The organism is Streptomyces sp. DT2A-34, from assembly GCF_030499515.1.
Classification (GTDB): domain Bacteria; phylum Actinomycetota; class Actinomycetes; order Streptomycetales; family Streptomycetaceae; genus Streptomyces.
Window position 1 is genome coordinate 6,180,583 of sequence record NZ_JASTWJ010000001.1, and the last position, 17,546, is coordinate 6,198,128.

Below are 17,546 nucleotides of genomic sequence, written 5' to 3' on the forward strand. Positions count from 1 at the left end.
GATCGATTTCGTACGTGAAGCTGGCGCAGGCCAAGCGGTGACATCTACGACGGGGGCTGACGTGAGCGCCGACGCATTGCGGCTGCTACTGGCGGATTTGGGGGATCTGGCGGACCTGGCGGATCTGGCCGATCTGGAGGCTGTGGCCGATCTGGAGGCTGTGGCCGATCTGGAGGATGTGGCGGAGGCCGGGAGCGGTGATCTGCGGGCGGTGGTGGGGGAGTTCCGACGCAGTGAGTTGCTGGTGCCGGTTGTGGACGGCTCGCTGCTCTCGGTTGAGGCGGGCGGTATCCGCTGGCTGTTTGCGTTCACGGACGATGCGGCGCTGACACGTTTCGCTGAGGCTCGGGGCGAGACGATCGACGAGCGCGTCCCGGCGTACGGCGCATGGCTGCTGGACCGGGTTATCCCGCGTGTGGGTGGGCCGGTGGGGGTTGCGGTGGATGCGGGCAGTGCGGCGGGGATGGTGTTGCCTCCGGTGGCGGGGATTGTGCCGGATGCGGTGGCGGTGGCGGTGGGTGTGGGTGTGGGGGCTGAGGGAGCGGGTCCGTGAGCGGGGGCGGTGGCGGTGGTTACCGGGTTGATCCGGAGGCGCTGGAGCGGATCACCCGGGGCATCAACCAGGCGACGGATGAGTTGAAGGAGTTGGGTTTCGACATCGAGGCGGGCCAGGGGCGCGGTTTCGATGAGTTGGAGCTGGCGGGCCTGGAGGTGGGGGATGCGGCGCTGCGTGAGACGTTCGCGGACTTCTGTGAGCGGTGGGGCTGGGGAGTGCGCTCACTGTTGCAAGACGCCAATGAGTTCGCGGGGCGGCTGAACCTGTCGGCGGGGCTGTATCACGAGCAGGAGCAGTACGCGTCGAACACCCTGAAGACGCTGTGGACGGCGACGGCGGGCAATCCGTCCCTGTCCCAGGAGGAGGTTGAGCAGCGTTCCTGGTCGGAGACGTTGAAGGACAATCCCGTCTCCCATGTCATGAACGCTGATTTGAGCGCGGAGTCCATGCGGGAGGCCGACGCGGCGGCCCGGCAGGCATGGGCGCAGGCCGGGGAGGACGTGGAGAGTTCGACGGTGACCCCGGACGCGCTGTTCGATCCGCGGACGGACTGGCAGTGGGACGGCCCCAAGGAGACCTCGTTCGGGGAGGTTGAGCGCTGATGGGCCTGGGGGATCTGGTCGACGACTTCGGGGACGGCCTGGGGAATGTCGCCGACGGTGTGAGCAGGGGCGCCGGGGAGGCGGTCAACTGGGGCACGGACCGGGGGGCGGATGTCCTGTCGGCGGTCGGTGCGGATGGCGCGGCTGAAGGGGTGCGTGACTTCGGCGAGGGTGTGAACAACCGGCTGGGCGGCGATGTCGCCGAGCGCGCTCTGGGTGAGAGCGAGGACCCGAAGGAACTGGTCCATGGCAGTGCGGGTGCGCTGGAGGCGCGGGCGAGGCATCTGCGGGATTTCTCCCGGGCGTTCGAGAACGTCGGTCAGGGGATGCGCTCGTTGGACGGCGAGGGCTGGCAGGGCCAGGCGGCGGACGCCTTCCGTGAGAAGTTCGACATGCATCCCAAGCAGTGGCTGACGGCGGCCGATGCCTGTGAGGCGGCGGCCGGGGCGCTGGAGGCGTACGCGGACACGGTGCGCTGGGCGCAGCAGCGGGCGCAGGTGGCGATCGACGTCTACCGAGATGCGCAGGAGGCCAGCCGGCGGGCGCAGGACGCGCACGGCGCTCAGGTGAGGGCGTATGAGCAGGCGGCCGAGCAGTACATGGCGGCCGCGCTGGCGGGGCGCGAGACGGGACGGAAACCGGCCGAGCCGGGTGACTTCGTCGATCCGGGCGTGGCGCGCCGGCAGGAGGCGGAGGAGATCCTGGCCGAGGCGCGCCGCCAGCGCCGCGATGCTGCCCGTGATGCGCGGCGCCGGGTGGCGGATGCTTTGGAGCTGGCTCCGCCGAAGCCGGAGTTCACCGACCGGTTGAAGGCCGACGCCGTCGACGGCTTCGTGAGCATGCAGCTGAACCAGGCCCACGTGGTGGGGGGTTTCCTCAAGGGCGGGGCGGACATGGTGAAGCTGTTCCGAACCGTCAACCCGATGGACTCCTACAACCTCTCGCATCCCGGGGAGTGGTTGAAGAACTCCAACATGGTGCTGGCCGGGCTGGTGGGCACCGCGGCTCATCCCGAACGCCTGCCCAAGGCCATCATCGGCAGCGGCTGGAGCAGCGACCCGGGCGACGCGGCGGGCTATCTGGCCTCGAACCTGATCGGCGGCAAGGGCGCCGGGGCCGTGGGCCGGGGTGCGGCGCGTGGGCTGGCCAAGGGTGCGGCGGCAGGAGCCGCGCGTGACGGCGTGAGCGCGTCGATCCGCAACACCGCCCGGAAATTGTGGTGCAAGCTGTTCGGCAGTGATCCGATCGACATGGCCACCGGCCGGATGTCGCTGCCGCAGACGGATGTGACCCTGCCCGCGAAGCTGCCGCTGGTCTTCTCCCGGCAGTTCGAGTCGTCGTACGGAGCCGGCCGCTGGTTCGGTCCGAGGTGGACGTCCACCGCCGATCAGCGCCTGGAGATCGACGCCGAGGGCGTGATCTTCGTCCGCGAGGACGGCTCCCTGCTGGCCTACCCCCACCCCGTGCCGGATCTGCCGACCCTGCCGCTGGAGGGCGACCGCTACCCGCTGACCATCGACGCCTACGGCGACTACACCGTCACCGACCCCGAGTCGGGCCGCATCTGGGACTTCGCGGCCCCGGGCGGCGACGGCAACGGCATCGCCCTGCTGGCACAGCTCATCGACCGCTCGGGTCAATGGCTCACCTTCGAATACGACGCCGAGGGCGCCCCCACGGCGATCGTGCACTCGGCCGGCTACCACCTGAAGATCACCACCGCCGGGGACCGGATCACTGCCCTGCACCTCGCCGACGCCGCCGCCGAACGCGACATCGAACTGGTCCGCTTCGGCTACGACGACCACGGCCACCTGGCGGCGGTGACGAACTCCTCCGGCCTGCCGACCCGGTTCACCAACGACGAGCGGGGCCGGATCACCGCCTGGACCGACACGAACAACTCGTCCTACCACTACGTCTACGACGACCAGGACCGCTGCACCTCGCAGGGCGGTGACGCAGGCCACCTGCGCTACACGTACACCTACGGCGACACCGACCCGCACACCGGCCACCGCACCATCACCGCGACCAACTCCCTGGGCCACACCACCCGTTACGAGATCAACGGCGACCTGCAGGTGGTAGCGGAGACCGGCCCCGACGGATCGACAACCCGCACGACGCACGACCGCTACGACCACCCACTGACGATCACCGACCCGCTCGGCCGCACCACCAGCTACGCGTACGACAAGGCGGGCCGCCCGATCATGGTCGTCCGTCCCGACGGCCGCTACACCAGCATCGGCTACAACGACCAGGGCCTGCCCGTCTCCATATCCGGCCCCGACGGCACGCACGTCAGCCAGCAGTTCGACGAGTTCGGCAACCGCACGACGGTGACCGACTCCTCGGGGGCCACGACCCGCTTCACCTACGACGACCTCGGCCACCTGAGCGCGGTAACGGACGCAACGGGCGCGACGACCACCATCCGCTGCAATACCGCGGGCCTGCCTCTGGAGGTCACGGGCCCGCTGGGCGCGGTGACGCGCTACGAACGCGACGCGTTCGGCCGCCCGACGACGATCACGGACCCCCTCGGTGCGATCACCCACCTGGAGTGGACGGTCGAGGGCAAGCCCGCCCGCCGCACCGCCCCGGACGGCACCACAGAGTCCTGGACGTACGACGGCGAGGGCAACTGCACCAGCCACACCGACGCCATGGGCGCGGTCTCCCGCTACGAGTACACCCACTTCGATCTGATGTCGGCCCGCACGGGCCCGGACGGCGTTCGCTACGCCTTCACCCACGACACCGAGCTACGCCTCACCCAGGTCACCAACCCCCAGGGACTGACCTGGAGTTATGAGTACGACCCGGCCGGGCGTCTGGTCGCCGAGACGGACTTCGACAACCGCACGCTGACGTACACACACGACGCGGCAGGCCAACTGACCGCCAGCACCACCGCCTCCGGCGAGACCATCTGCTTCGACAGGGACGTGCTGGGCCGTGCGGTACGCAAGGACGCGGCCGGAGCGCTCACCACCTACACGTACGACGCGACGGGTGCCCTGGCCCGGGCAACCAACCCGGACGCGGTCCTGACCTTGCAGCGGGACGACACGGGCCGCCTGATATCCGAGACGGTCAACGACCGCACCCTCACCTACACGTACGACGTCCTGGGCCGCCGTACCGGCCGCACCACCCCAACCGGCACCACCAGCACGTGGACCTACGACGCGGCCGGCAACCGCACCGAACTCACCACCGCCGGCCGCACCCTCACCTTCACCCACGACGCGGCAGGCCGCGAACTGACCCGCCACATAGGCGACACCCTCACCCTCACCAACGCCTTCGACCCCCTGGGCCGCCTGACGAAGCAGGACCTCACCGGTCCCACCGGCCAGCGCCTACAGCACCGCGCCTACACCTACCGCGCCGACGGCAACCTCACCGCCATCGACGACCACCTGAACGGCACCCGCCGCTTCGACCTAGACGCAGCGGGCCGGGTCACCGCAGTCCACGCCGCGAACTGGACGGAGTCCTACGCCTACGACGCGGCAGGCAACCAGACCCACGCCACCTGGCCGACCCCCATGCCAGGCCAGGAATCAACCGGCGACCGTACCTACACCGGCACCCGCATCACCCGAGCAGGCAACGTCCGCTACGAACACGACGAAGCCGGCCGCATCACCCTGCGCCAGAAGACCCGCCTGTCCCACAAACCGGACACCTGGCGCTACACGTGGGATGCCGAAGACCACCTCACCCACGTGGTCACCCCCGACGGCACCACCTGGCGCTACCGATACGACCCCCTCGGCCGCCGCATCGCCAAACAACGGCTCGCCGCCGATGGCGAGACGGTCCTGGAACAGGTCGATTTCACCTGGGACGGCACGACCCTCGCCGAACAGACCACGCACACCCCCGGTACAGTTCAGCCGACCATCACTCTCACCTGGGACCACCAGGGCATACGCCCCCTGACCCAAACCGAACGAAAAACGACGGCGGACGCGGCCACTGCACCCCAGGAAGAGATCGACTCCCGCTTCTACGCGATCGTCACCGACTTGATCGGTACGCCCACCGAACTGGTCGACGAACACGGCGCCATCGCCTGGCGCACCCGTACCACGCTCTGGGGCACCACCACCTGGAACCGCACCGCCACCGCCCACACCCCCCTCCGGTTCCCTGGTCAGTACCACGATCCCGAAACCGGCCTCCACTACAACTACTTCCGCCACTACGACCCCGAAACCGCCCGCTACCTCACAACGGATCCGCTGGGCTTGGCGCCGGCACCGAATCCTGTCACATATGTGCGAAACCCGCATATATGGACTGACCCGCTGGGGTTGGCACCCAAAGCGTGCACTGAAGAAGAACACCTGTTCCGCGGGACCACCCGGGGCTGGGATGCGAGCAGCGGGAACCAGGATGTCGGATTCACGCCCACGTCGACAGACCCGGGCGTTGCAGCGACTTTCGCAAGGCATTCAGAGCAATATGGTGAGGCCGTGGTGCAAGTGATCCCGAGAAGCGCACTTGAAGGGATTGAAACTGCGAGTGGATATATCAGAGCAGAGGCAGAGGTTGGTGTGCGACTGTCTGCAGGAGAACTGGCTCGTCGAGCCAGTGTCGAAGTGCCAGTGGATGTAGCCAGAGATATTCTTGGCAAGATGGGAATCCAAGTGCCAAAGGTGAACGCCTACGGCGGAATCACCGATGCCTTGGAGTGGGACGTCCCTAAGCTGTCACCAGAGCAGATAAAGCAGTTCGTAAGAGAGGCGTACGCGCATGGATGATGAGGCCGCCGGACAGCTGCAGATCTATGCGGTTGAGGAGATTGAACCTGCGAGTGCAATCTGCATTGTCAGGTGCGTGGGTGGCGTTGTGCGTCCTGGGCGACAGTTCATCGTCGAGCCCACCGTCGGCCCTTCAAGTGCAGCTTTCCATCTCTCACTTGACTGGATTGAGTGCTATGGGCGGCGAGTAGAATTCCTTGATCCCCCTCACAGTGCCAGAGTGCAACTTGCCGGAAGTGGAGTTTCCTTGCTGGTCAAAGGGATCACAATTAGTGAGCTTGAGGTCGGATTCTCGGGGTAACTCCGGGATATCGTACTCACGGTATCGGCCGTTCGGTGATTTCTGTACGGCAGGCTCACCATGGTCGGAAGTCAGACCTGGAAGGAAAAGAGACCATTGTGCTCTCCCATGACGCTCTCGCCATTAAGGATCTGCTTCTCTTTGTCTGAATTTGCGCCCATGGTGATATGTTTCGGCCACTGGCGTCAGTGTCCACCGGGTCCTGATGTCCGACCCTGCCAGCCCCTGGCTCAACATCCCCTTCCGGTGAGCCTGGCCAGCCGCTCAGCCGCTCAGCCGCTCAGCCGCTCAGCCGCCGGGCCAGGTCTGCCAACTCCCCGATCCGCAGTACCCGTTCACCGAAACCCGGCAACGGCACGTGCAGCGCCGCCGTCCACCGCTCGGGTACGGCGTCGATGCCGTACGCCGCCCCGGCCAGCCCGCCGGTCACGGCAGCGACCGTGTCTGTGTCGCCGCCGAGGTCGATGGCGGCGCGTACGGCGTCCTCGTAGGAGGTCGTGGTGCGCAGGGCCCATACGGCGGAGCCGAGGCAGGGCCATACGGCGCCGTTGAACTCGGTGGCCTGGTCGGGGTGCCAGGAGGGGGCGAGGACGGTGGCGTAGCGGTCGCGGTGGTCGGGGTGGACGGCTGTGAGGGTGTCCGGGACCGCGGCCAGGGGGTCGTCTCCGGCGAGGGCGACCCGGACCAGTTCGTGAAAGATGGCCGTGCCTTCCCAGGCCGCGCGGTCCCCGTGCGTGAGGGCGGCGAGTCGGCGAGCCGCGTCCATCGTGGCCTCGCGGCCGGCGCGGGAGAAGTGCACGGCGGAGGTCGCCGCCCGCATCAACGCGCCGTTGCCCGCGGCCCGTTGGCTGACCTGGAAGTGCAGCGCCGCAGCCGTGTCCCAGGGGTCGCCGCTGCTCAGTACGGCTTCCGTCTGCAGGCCGATGTCCTTCGGCTCGGCCGCCGCCCAGCGCTGGAAGCGCCGGAAGACGTCGGGGAGTTCGAGCCCGCCGCACTCCAGTAGTGACTCGCCGACGAGTACGGCCATCTGCGTGTCGTCGGTCGCCTCGCCCGGGTCCCAGCCGCCGCCCCCGCACATCTCGCCGCCGTGGCCTGGGTTCGGGAAGCGGGCGGAGAAGGCGCCTTCGGGCCCGAACTCGAAGGGTGCGCCCAGGGCATCGCCTACGGCGGACCCGATGACTGTGCCGAGGGCGCGGTTCGTTCGGGAGGGGGCGCTCATCCAGGGAGGTCGTTGCCGGCTTTGATCGTGGTCAGGAGGGCGTGTATGGCTGTGGGGGTGGTGGTGAGGATGGTGGTGGGGATATCGCTTTCGCGGAGGTGCAGGGAGGTGGGGGAGGAGTTGGGCAGAGCGAGTTCGACACAGCTATCGCCTGTGCTGCCGCCGGAGAAAGACGACTTCTGCCAGGTGAGGGATGTGGTCATGGTGACACCTTTCAGAGTTCCTGAAGCATGTGGGCGATGAAGTCCCGGGACTTGGCCGGGTCCAAGGCTGAGCCTGCCACCCTGTCGTACCGCTTGCGGTAGCGCTTGAGCAGCGGCTCGGCATCGAAGAAGACGCTGCCGTGACCGCTGTCGGTCTGCACAGTGTCCAGTTGGGGAGCGGGGCCGTGCAGGTAGTCCATCGAGTGCCCGGCTCCCGCGAAGTCCTCGGCAGTGAACGGCAGGACGCGCAGGGTCACATGGTCCAACTCGGAGCGTTCGATGATGCGTTCCAACTGTGCATGGGCTGTTTTGCGGCCGCCGACGAGAAGGCGCAGGGCAGCCTCGTGGATGATCGCTTCGTACGGTGTCGCGGGTGAGTCCGTGATGATCTCCTGGCGGCGTAGGCGGAACGCCACATACGCTTCCAGATCCTGGGGTGTCAGCTCCGGCGATCCGTAGCGGAACGCGGCTCGCACGTGATCCTCCGTCTGCAACAGGCCGGGAATGTGCGCCATTTGAAAGGTCTGGATGCGCACGGCGTGGTGCTCCAGATCGGCCAGGTCGAGGCCGACGGGGACGATGATGCCGCGGTACTCCTCCCACCAGCCTTTGCCCCGCTCCTGAGCCATGCCGACCAGCGCATCCACAAATGCGGAGTCATCACAGGCGCAGTGCCTCGCCAGGCGCCGGAGGCGGTCCTCGCTGATGCCGCTGCGGCCTGTCTCAACGTGGCTCTGATGCATGGGGCTTGAGCTGAGCAGCGCGGCTGCGGCTCGCGCGGTGATGCCCGCGCGCTCGCGCATCTTGCGCAGTTCGGCCCCCAATCGCTCCTGCCGATAGGTGGGATTGCTCCTGGGTGGCATCTCTGGCGTCCCCCTGGTCCTTTCCAGCGTACGAGCGTGCCGGGCAAGCATGGCACGGGGTACACGGAGGGTCGGCATTTTCTGGGTATAGGTTGTGACGGGTATGGATTGTGCCCTACCTTCAGTGATGCGGGCGACACTCTCGGTTGCGAGCGCTCTCGTCCGCTGGCAACTCCCCTTCACTCAAGGCGACTTGGAGCTGATCCCCCATGCCCGAATACAGCCTCCGCATCCCCTCCCACGCCACCTCCCCCGCATCGCCCGCGACTTCGTCACCTCCGTCCTGCAAGCGCAGCGCCTCGGCGGCATCGTCGACGACGCGGCGCTCTGCGTCTCGGAACTGGTCACCAACTCCTGCGTCCACGCAACCGCAGCCGGAACCGGCGCCGGACTGCTCCTGGTCACCAACCCGGCCGGCGTGCGCGCGACGGTCTTCGACGCGGATGTGACCCTGCCGGTCATGAGGGAGGGATACGACGCCGAGAGCGGGCGCGGGCTGTGGATCCTCGACTCGGTCACCGCGGGGCGGTGGGGTGCCGAGCGGGGTGGGTGGCGGACGGGGCGTGGCGGGGGTGAGGGCGGGAAGGGGGTCTGGTTCGAGCTCGGGACGCCGGGGCCGTCCGGGCGTGGACGATGACCGTACAGCTGCGCTCCCGCGCGGCCGGCGCGGGCGAAGGCTCAGCCCCGCGCCGCCTCCGGATGCATCCGCACCCAGCCCTCCCAAGCCGAAGTGATCATGTCCCGCACATCATGCTTGGCCTTCCAGCCCAGCTCAGTGGCGATGCGGTCGGCGGAGGCGACGACGCGGGCCGGGTCGCCGGGGCGGCGGGGGGTGACGGTCGGGGGGCGGTCGTAACCGGTGATGGCGTTGATCATGTCGATCATTTCGCGGACCGAGACACCCTCCCCGCGGCCGATGTTCAGCGTGAGGTCGAGGCTGGGCGAGGACTGGAGGGCGCGGGCCGTGGCCACGTGGGCCTCTGCCAGGTCGACCACGTGGATGTAGTCGCGGATGCAGGTGCCGTCGGGGGTCGGGTAGTCGTCGCCGAAGATGCGCGGGGCCGCGTTCTCCGTCAGTTTCTCGAAGACCATGGGGATGAGGTTGAAGACGCCGACGTCGCCGAGCTCGGGGCTCGCGGCGCCCGCTACGTTGAAGTAGCGCAAAGACGCCGTGGCCAGACCCGCGGCCCGGCCCGTCGCCCGCACCATCCACTCACCGGCCAGCTTCGTCTCGCCGTACGGCGACATCGGCACGCAGGGCGTCTCCTCCGTCACCAGATCCACGTCCGGCACGCCGTACACGGCTGCTGAGGAGGAGAAGACGAAAGACCTGACTTCGGTCGCCGTCACCGCGTCCAGGAGGACGCGCAGGCCTTCGAGGTTCTCGCGGTAGTAGTGGAGGGGGCGGGCAACCGACTCGCCCACCTGCTTCTTCGCCGCGAGGTGGACCACGCCCGTGACCGCGTGGTCCGTGAGGCAGCGGGCGACGCGGTCGCCGTCCAGGGTCGAGCCGACGACCAGCGGTACGCCGTCGGGGACGCGGTCGGCGAGGCCGGTGGACAGGTCGTCGTAGACCACTGCCTTCTCGCCCGCCTCGGTCATCGCCCGTACGACGTGTGCCCCGATATAGCCGGCGCCGCCGGTGATCAGCCAGGTCATGTGCGGCCGTCCCCTCGTCCGTGGTCCGTGGTCCGTGGTCACTGGTCATCAGTGGTCAGTGGTCAGTGGTCAATCGTCAGTGGTCAATCGTCAGTGGTCAGAGACAGTGAAGCAGGCGGCGGAGTCTGCCGCGCACCACTGACATGACTCCCCGTAAACCCGGGGCCATACGTAGTGCCAACGCTCCCGACGGCGCGGCGTACGGCTGCACGAGTACGACGGCGTACCGGATGCTCACCATGATGCGGCGACGCGGGAGCCCGGCGCCCGTGAGTGTGTGCGCCGTGACCTCGCGGTACGCGCCGTTGCGGAAGCGTACGCGCAGGCGTAGATCCCAGGTGCTGATACCGCTCGTACCGCTCGTACCGCTCGTACCGCTCGTACCGCTCGTACCGCCCGCACAGAGCGCCGCCAGATCGACAGTCGTCTCCGCCGACCAGCTGCCGTCGAGTGCAGGGGCGAATCGGGCTGTACGGCAGTCCCTCGTGTGCCCGCGTGTCCGGTGCCGCCACTCCACCTCCACCTCCTCGGGGCCCGCTCGCGCCACCCGGCCGTACAGCTCGTGCAGGCGTAGCCGGAGGAGGGTGCCACGCGCGCGGGGGCGCAGTTCGGCGTCGACGGTGAGGGGGAGGAGACGGACGGGGACGGTCAGCAGCGGCTCCAGGGTGACCTGGGGGAGGTCGGCCGACCAGACAGGGGTGCCGTCGGGGGCATGTGCGTAGGGCGGGAGGAGGCGGGCGGGGCGGGCGGCGAGGTCTCTGAGGCGGAGCAGGTCGCGGGGCTCGGGGGAGGCCAGGATGACTCGGCCGATGAGGCGGCCGGGCGCCGTGGGGTTGTGTGTCCAGTCGGACGCCTCGTAGTCCGCGAGGTACATCCGCGTGTGCGCCCACCACGCGTGCTGGTACTGCGCGTCGCGCGATCTGAGCTCACGCGCGTACATACGCAGCTCGTGTTCGAGGAACTTGGCGCGCGCCGCCCGTGCCAGCTCCTTCTGCTCGGCGCCCAGAAGGATCTCGTACGCCAGTCGGCACGCTTCCGTGCGCGCCCGCCAGTTGGTGATGTCGGCGCGGTCCAGGGAGATCGACAGCCGGCCGGCGGAGCGGCGCACGTGCCAGACGTACACCCGGTCAGGGACGAGCGCGAGGCGTGGTCCGGCGGCGAGCACGCGCGCGGTGAAGACGAAGTCCTCGTAGAGGAAGGGGCCTTCGGGGAAGCGGATGCCGTGGTCGCGTAGGAAGTCGGTGCGGTAGAGCTTGTTGACGCAGAGTGTGTCGTGGACCAGGCGCGGGCGCTGCGCGGGGCGCTCGAACACGGCGTGCGCGGCGTAAAGAGACGCCTGCCATGGCACTTCGCGCCCCTCGGGCAGTTCCCGCCGCACACACAGCCCGCTCGCCACGTCCGCGCCCGCTCCCGTCGCCGCCGCGAGCAGCGCGTCCACCGCGCCCGGCGGGAGTACGTCGTCGCTGTCCAGGAACATCACGTACGGCGAGGTCACCCGGTCGAGCCCGGTGTTGCGGGGGCTGCCGCAGCCGCCGCTGTTGACCCGGCGCCGGACCAGTCGCAGGCGCGGTTCGGTCGCGGCGAGGCGGGCGAGCAGGTCCGCGCTGTCGTCCGTCGAGCAGTCGTCGACGGCGACGATCTCCCGGACGGCGGGCCCCTGCGCCAGCGCCGAGCGGACGGCGGTCGTCACATGCGCGGCGTCGTTGTAGCCGATGACGATGACGCCGACCTGCGGGGCGCGTGCGGTGTGTGTGGCGTGAGGGCGCATGGGGGCCACGTTCCGGAATCGTAGGAATGATGCGCAATCACCCGTTAGAGGGGACTTGGGGCGCGTTCCGGAAGACGGCGGGAGTCGAAGGCGGGTTCATTCGCGGGCGGTGGCGTTTCGGAGGTGGCGGCCTCATCGCCCCCACGGCTCCGCGCGCGTCGCCCGGCTACGCGCCGTGCCCCGCCGCCGCCTCGTCCACCGCCGCCGCGTCCAGCGCCTCGGTGAGCTGATCCAGCCGCGCTCGCAGTTCGCGGATCTCGTCCACGTCGAAGCCTGTCGCCGCGGCGATCCGGCGCGGCACCTGCAGGGCCCGCTCGCGCAGCGCCGCGCCCTCCTCCGTCAGCCGCACCTCCACCGAGCGCTCGTCGCGCGCGCTGCGCTCCCGGCGTACCAGGCCGGCCGCCTCCAGCCGCTTGAGCAGCGGCGACAGCGTGCCGGAGTCGAGCCGCAGGTGTTCGCCGAGCTTCTTCACGGGCAGGTCGCCGTGCTCCCACAGCACCAGCATCACCAGGTACTGCGGGTAGGTGAGCCCCAGGTCCTTCAGGACGACGCGGTAGACGCCGCCGAAGGCGCGCGACGCGGCGTTCAGGGAGAAGCAGATCTGCTGGTCGAGGCGGAGCCAGTCGGCCGTGGGCGTGGTCGTCATGCCTCCAGGGTAGCTCGTGTCCGCCATTTAGTTGTGTGCAATTGAATTGTGTGCTCTACTTGCAGTCGTGCGGCGGCCGCCAACGGAGCCGCCGGATCGCAGATGACTTCGAGAGGGATGGTTTTCCATGGATGCGCTCTACACCGCTGTCGCCACCGCCACCCACGGCCGCGAGGGTCGCGCCGTCACCAACGACGGCAAGATCGACCTCGCGCTGGCCATGCCGGTGGAACTGGGCGGCAACGGCCAGGGCACGAACCCGGAGCAGCTGTTCGCCGCCGGGTACGCCGCCTGCTTCGGCAGCGCCCTCGGCCTCGTCGGCCGCGCGGCCAAGGTCGACGTCTCCGACGCCGCCGTCACCGCCGAGGTCGGCATAGGCAAGCAGGGCGAGGGCTTCGCTCTGAAGGTGACGCTGCGCGTGGAGCTCCCCGACACCCTGGACGAGGCGACCGGCCGCAAGCTCGTCGAGCAGGCCCACCAGGTCTGCCCCTACTCCAACGCCACCCGCGGCAACATCGACGTCGACCTCGTCATCGAGTAATTCGAGTACCGGTCTCACAGGAGCTCGCGGTCGCTGGGTGCGGCCGCGAGCTCCGGCATGGTCCGACGCGTGAAGTCCAGCCGGGCCCCGGCAGCGCGATGCCGACGGCGCTACCTGGGCCCGGCTGACATACTCCGGGCCCCGGCGGGCATAGCCCTCTGTGGCGCGCAGGTCTCCGGGGGGAGTGTGCATGAGCACGACCGACAACGGGGAGCTGTGCATCTGGGGCCTCGGACTGATCGGCTACTCACTGGCCGGCGCTCTCGCCAGAGCCGGCCGGCGTTGCGTCGTGATGGACGTGGACGCCGAGCGAGTCGCCAGGCTCAACCGAGGCGAACGACCCTTCCACCATCTGCCGAACCTGCCGGACGACTTCGGCGCGGAAACGCGCCGAGGCGCCTTGCGCGCCACGACCGACGTGCTCTGCACCTGGCTGGAACGGGATGCGGGCGCCTGGCCCTGGCTGATGAGCAGACGCCCGGTTCTGTGACGAGGCCGGCGCTTCCGGGCGGGCGGCTCCCCTCACCTCCCGACCCGCGCCAACACCTCCCCCGTCCCCCGGCTCCACGCCACCACCACCGCCTCCTCCGGCACCTTCTTCCACCGCGTCAGCAGCAGCCAGCGCGCGTGGTACCGCCGGGCGACGGCCGTGCGCTCGGCGCGGGTCGATGTGTCGGAGAGGTAGGCGCGGACGTCGGCGAGCCGGCGCTCCCGTTCCCGCTCGTCCAAGGCGGGGTCGGGCCAGATCGGCGCGGCGAGGTTCGGCCCGTACCCGGGGACGGCGCGAGGGGCGAAGTGCCCGTCGGAGATCACCACCTCGCCCTTTCCGACATGCCGCGCCACCCAGGCGTACGACGGCCAGCGCGACGGCTGCTCCAAGCCGATCGGATCCAGGGAGCGCGGCACCACCGCCCCGCCCTGCACGGTGAGGAACCCGACGCAGGCCCCGACGGCCGCGGCCCCGCCCAGCACCTGGCGCACCCTGCTCCACGGCCGGGGCGCCGCCAGCTCCACCGCCAGCGCGAACTGCAACGGCACCAGGGTGAGCCCGAGGATCCGGCCGTACGTGTAGTGGCCGCTGACCCAGCCGTACGCCACGAGCAGACAGTCGAGCGCGAACAGCAGCACCAGCGGATCCCGCCAGGAACCTCTCCGCCACCGCGACCACAGCGCCGGCAGCCCGAGCAGCGCGAGCCAGAACTGCCCGCCGAGGTGCTCGTACAGTTGCCGGTGAATTCCGTCCACGCTGCGGTCCCCGGCCAGCGCGAACACATCGAAGTACGGCCAGCACCCGGCGACCAGCACCGCCGCCCCCGCCGCCACCCCCCACCGCACGACCACGGCGGCCTGCCACCCCCGCTGCCACCCCGCGACGAACGCCACCGCCCCCAGCACCGCCGCCGCCGCACTGATCGGATGGATCAGCAGGACCAGCCCGTACAGCGCGCCGATCCCCGCGTACCCGGCGAACCCCGGCAGCCCGCTCGGCCCGACGTACCTCACGAGCCCCTCCCCGCGCGCCCGCGCCCCCGTGAGCGCCCACGCCCAGAACGTGAGCCCGATGGCGAAGGCCGACGGATAGCCGAGGTTCCCCGTCATCGACATCAGGCTCAGATAGCCGCTCCACCAGGCCCGCTCGGTCCCCCACAGCAGCGTCATCGCCCCCAGCGCCAGCACCGGCGCCCATGGCCGAGGTGTCAGCACCCGCACGAAGCGGCCGATGCCGGTCAGCAGCACCAGCAGGTTCAGCGGACCGGCCAGCCGCACCACCTCCCAGCCGCCCAGCCCGGTCAGCCGGGCGAACGCGCCCTGCGCGACCGTGTACGGCGAGTAGTACGGGCTGCCCGCGCCCGGCAGGTCCGCCATCGGATGGCGCGGGTGGAGCAGGTTCGCCTTGAGGCGTTCGACGACCGCGGCGTGCTGGCCCGCGTCGCAGCACAGCGGCACGCGCCAGTACGCCAGCGTCATCACCAGCCAGAACAGAAGGCCGAAGACCTGGTACGGCGTCGGACGTGGGCCGCGGCCGCCGCGCAGGGCACTCGCGCCGCGCACGGTCCTCCGCACGAGGACACCGACAACGGCGCCCGCGGCTCTGGTAGTGGAGGTTGTGTGGGTTTGAGGCATTTGCCGTATGTTCCCGGTCGGGCCGGTCGGGTCAACGGCTTTACCTCACATCACCTCATCGAGTGAGCCCTCGCGTCCGCCGGAGCCGGCACCCGCACCCCGCTCGGATGCTCCGGCATCGACTCACCCAGCATCAACGTCCGTACGACCCGCTCCGCGGCCAGCCCGTCGTCGAACTCGCAGAACCGCTCCCGGAACCCCTCCCGCAACCGCGCCGACTCCCCGTCCCGCCATGTCCCGGACGCGAACAGCCACGCCAACTCCCGGTAGGAGCACGACACATGACCCGGCGCGTCCGCCGTGATGTCGAAGTAGGCGCCCCGACTCGCGGCGTACGCCCCCCAGTCGTCGGCGTGGATCACGATGGGCCGGTCCAGGTTGGCGTAGTCGAACATCAGGGCCGAGTAGTCGGTGACCAGCACATCGGCCGCGAGCAGCACGTCCTCGACGTGCGGCTCGTCCGTCGCGTCGATCAGCACACCCCGCCGGTGCAGATCGGCCAGACCCATCCCGCGCGCCGTGCCCTGCGCCAGCGACGGATGCAGGCGTACGACGAGCGTGTGGTCCGCGCCGAGATCCGCGGCGAACCGGGCGAGGTCGATCCGGTCGACAGGGCCGCCCCGGCGGTACTCGCGGCGGGTCGGCGCGTACAGCACGACGGTGTCACCGGCGGGCACACCGAGCCGCGCACGGGCGGCTTCGGTGGCCTCCGGACCCGCGGTGACCAGCACGTCATTGCGTGGGCTCCCCGTCCTGAGCGACGTGAAGTGACACGGATACGCCCGCTCCCACACCAGCTCCGAGTGCCGGTTGGCCACCAGGCTGTAGTCCCAGCGGTCGGCCCGCCACAGCATCTTCGGCACGTCGAAGCCGTGCCGGGCGCCGGGCTTGGTCAGCAGGTCGGCCGCCATGTACTTGAGCGGGGTGCCCTGGTGGGTCTGGATGTGGACGCTGCCGGGGCGCTTGGCCAGGGTGCCCGGCCAGTTGACGTTGTTCACCCAGTACGTGGCCCGCGCCATGACCTCGTGGTAGCGCCGCGAGCCGGGCGTCACGAAGTCGATGCCGGGCGGCAGCGCGTCCACCGCGTCCTCCTGCACCACCCACACGCCCTTGATGTGCGGGGCGATCTCACCGGCCTTGGCGTGGATCGCCGCCGGATCACCCAGCACCCCGCGATGCGAGAACGCCGAGTAGACGGCCAGGTGCGGATCGAGCGGAAGCCTCGACCGGGCCGCGTACCAGGCACGTTGGGCCCGCTGCGAGACCGCCCCCGTCACGCGCCGTTTGCCGGCCCCCGCCAGCCGTCGCACGTCGCGCAGGCCGCGCGCCAGGGCGTACGACGCGTAGGGCGCCGTCGCCAGCAGCCGCATCTCCTTGCCGCGCCAGCCGTCGGGCGGCGTGAAGCCGTCCGGGAGGTGGCGGGTGTGGAAGGAGCGGATCTCGCGGTAGAAGTCCGGCCGGTCCGCGGGCGTCACCCGGTCCTCGCGGGCGAGGACGAACAGCATGTGGTCCAGGGCCCGTTCGAACAGCAGCGGGCGCGCCCACGTGAGGTCCGGGCGCTCTTCCAGGAACGCGAACAGGCCCTCGTACTGCGGAAAGATGTCGAAGTGCCGCCGCCCCGGCGTCTTCGTGATCGCGCCCTGCCGGCGCTGCCGGTACTCGACCCCGATCCGCTCCAGACAGGCGATGCGGTCGGCCAGCACCATCGAGCGGTAGGTGACGGGCGCGTCCTCGTACAGGCCCGGGGCGTAGCGCAGCTCGTGCTTCAGGAAGAAGTCCCGCCGGTACGCCTTGTTCCAGGCGACCAGGAACAGGTGCAGGTACTGCGGGCTCTCGCGGACGCTGAAGGTGTCCGTGCCGGCCGCGGCCAGCAGGTCCGCCGCCGAGCTGCGGCCGCCGCGGCCCCACCAGTGGGTGCGCACATGGTCGAAGACCAGGATGTCCGGGTCGTCGGTCGCCTCCAGACGCGCGGCGACGGCCGCCAGCAGTCCGGGCGTGTAGGCGTCGTCGCTGTCGAGGAACAGGACGTAGTCACCGCTCGCCTGCTCCAGACCGGCGTTGCGGGCCCGGCCGAGACCGACGTTCTCCGGGAGGTGCAGCACGCGCACGCGTGCGTCGCGCTCGGCGTAGGCGTCCAGGATGGCGGGGCAGCCGTCGGGGGAGCGGTCGTCGACGGCGACCACCTCGAAGTCGGTGTACGACTGCCCGAGCACCGAGTCCAGGCACTCCCGCAGAAAGCCCTGCACCTTGAAGACGGGGACGATGATGCTGAAGCGGGGCACG

14 protein-coding genes are annotated in these 17,546 nt (G+C 69.7%); 6 read left to right on the forward strand and 8 right to left on the reverse strand.

The window, feature by feature from the left end:
* Positions 1–61: 61 nt before the first annotated feature.
* From QQM39_RS27745 to QQM39_RS27755, 3 genes are read left to right on the forward strand one after another with little or no spacing between them, the layout of a single operon-like run.
* Positions 62–553, forward strand: coding sequence for an SseB family protein (locus QQM39_RS27745; RefSeq protein WP_367669169.1), 492 nt, complete (start codon positions 62–64; stop codon positions 551–553).
* Positions 550–1,158 carry a hypothetical protein gene (locus QQM39_RS27750; protein ID WP_302000279.1) on the forward strand — a complete coding sequence of 203 codons (609 nt, stop codon included), beginning with the start codon at positions 550–552 and terminating at the stop codon, positions 1,156–1,158. The genes QQM39_RS27745 and QQM39_RS27750 overlap by 4 nt, the downstream gene beginning before the upstream one ends.
* A complete protein-coding gene (locus QQM39_RS27755) occupies positions 1,158–5,939 on the forward strand; it encodes a putative T7SS-secreted protein (protein WP_302000280.1) in 4,782 nt (1,593 codons plus the stop codon). The genes QQM39_RS27750 and QQM39_RS27755 overlap by 1 nt, the downstream gene beginning before the upstream one ends.
* Positions 5,940–6,520: 581 nt before the next feature.
* Here the strand turns inward: QQM39_RS27755 and QQM39_RS27760 are convergent.
* The 3 genes from QQM39_RS27760 to QQM39_RS27770 are packed head-to-tail and all read right to left on the reverse strand — an operon-like array spanning position 6,521 to position 8,486.
* Positions 6,521–7,459: an ADP-ribosylglycohydrolase family protein gene (locus QQM39_RS27760; RefSeq protein ID WP_302000281.1), complete on the reverse strand. Its 939-nt coding sequence runs from the start codon at positions 7,457–7,459 to the stop codon at positions 6,521–6,523.
* The gene (locus tag QQM39_RS27765; RefSeq protein WP_302000282.1) at positions 7,456–7,662 is read right to left on the reverse strand and encodes a DUF397 domain-containing protein; all 207 of its coding nucleotides are present in this window, start codon (positions 7,660–7,662) and stop codon (positions 7,456–7,458) included. The genes QQM39_RS27760 and QQM39_RS27765 overlap by 4 nt, the downstream gene beginning before the upstream one ends.
* Before the next feature lie 11 nt (positions 7,663–7,673).
* Positions 7,674–8,486, reverse strand: a complete 813-nt coding sequence (locus QQM39_RS27770; RefSeq protein WP_367669171.1) for a DUF5753 domain-containing protein — start codon at positions 8,484–8,486, stop codon at positions 7,674–7,676.
* A gap of 166 nt (positions 8,487–8,652) precedes the next feature.
* Between QQM39_RS27770 and QQM39_RS27775 the strand changes: the two genes are divergently transcribed.
* Positions 8,653–9,162 carry an ATP-binding protein gene (locus QQM39_RS27775; protein WP_302000284.1) on the forward strand — a complete coding sequence of 170 codons (510 nt, stop codon included), beginning with the start codon at positions 8,653–8,655 and terminating at the stop codon, positions 9,160–9,162.
* Between the two features lie 41 nt (positions 9,163–9,203).
* On the opposite strand, the gene galE is transcribed toward QQM39_RS27775, so the two are convergent.
* The 3 genes from galE to QQM39_RS27790 form a co-directional block, all read right to left on the reverse strand.
* Positions 9,204–10,184, reverse strand: a complete 981-nt coding sequence (galE, locus tag QQM39_RS27780; protein WP_302000285.1) for a UDP-glucose 4-epimerase GalE — start codon at positions 10,182–10,184, stop codon at positions 9,204–9,206.
* Between the two features lie 97 nt (positions 10,185–10,281).
* Complete coding sequence (locus tag QQM39_RS27785; RefSeq protein WP_302000286.1) at positions 10,282–11,952, reverse strand: glycosyltransferase family A protein; 1,671 nt, start codon at positions 11,950–11,952, stop codon at positions 10,282–10,284.
* 166 nt (positions 11,953–12,118) lie between these two features.
* The gene (locus QQM39_RS27790) at positions 12,119–12,598 is read right to left on the reverse strand and encodes a MarR family winged helix-turn-helix transcriptional regulator (RefSeq protein ID WP_302000288.1); all 480 of its coding nucleotides are present in this window, start codon (positions 12,596–12,598) and stop codon (positions 12,119–12,121) included.
* Positions 12,599–12,725: 127 nt separating this feature from the next.
* On the opposite strand from QQM39_RS27790, the gene QQM39_RS27795 reads away from it, so the two are divergent.
* Both QQM39_RS27795 and QQM39_RS27800 read left to right on the forward strand, forming a co-directional pair.
* Positions 12,726–13,139 carry an organic hydroperoxide resistance protein gene (locus QQM39_RS27795; RefSeq protein WP_302000289.1) on the forward strand — a complete coding sequence of 138 codons (414 nt, stop codon included), beginning with the start codon at positions 12,726–12,728 and terminating at the stop codon, positions 13,137–13,139.
* A 190-nt stretch (positions 13,140–13,329) separates the two neighbouring features.
* The gene (locus tag QQM39_RS27800) at positions 13,330–13,629 is read left to right on the forward strand and encodes a hypothetical protein (RefSeq protein ID WP_302000290.1); all 300 of its coding nucleotides are present in this window, start codon (positions 13,330–13,332) and stop codon (positions 13,627–13,629) included.
* A gap of 32 nt (positions 13,630–13,661) precedes the next feature.
* On the opposite strand, the gene QQM39_RS27805 is transcribed toward QQM39_RS27800, so the two are convergent.
* Both QQM39_RS27805 and QQM39_RS27810 read right to left on the reverse strand, forming a co-directional pair.
* Entirely contained in the window at positions 13,662–15,263 is a 1,602-nt protein-coding gene (locus QQM39_RS27805; protein WP_302000291.1) for a hypothetical protein, read from the reverse strand.
* A gap of 50 nt (positions 15,264–15,313) precedes the next feature.
* Positions 15,314–17,545 (reverse strand): bifunctional glycosyltransferase family 2 protein/CDP-glycerol:glycerophosphate glycerophosphotransferase, encoded by a 2,232-nt coding sequence (locus tag QQM39_RS27810; protein ID WP_302000292.1) that lies wholly within the window; start codon positions 17,543–17,545, stop codon positions 15,314–15,316.
* Position 17,546: the final 1 nt, after the last annotated feature.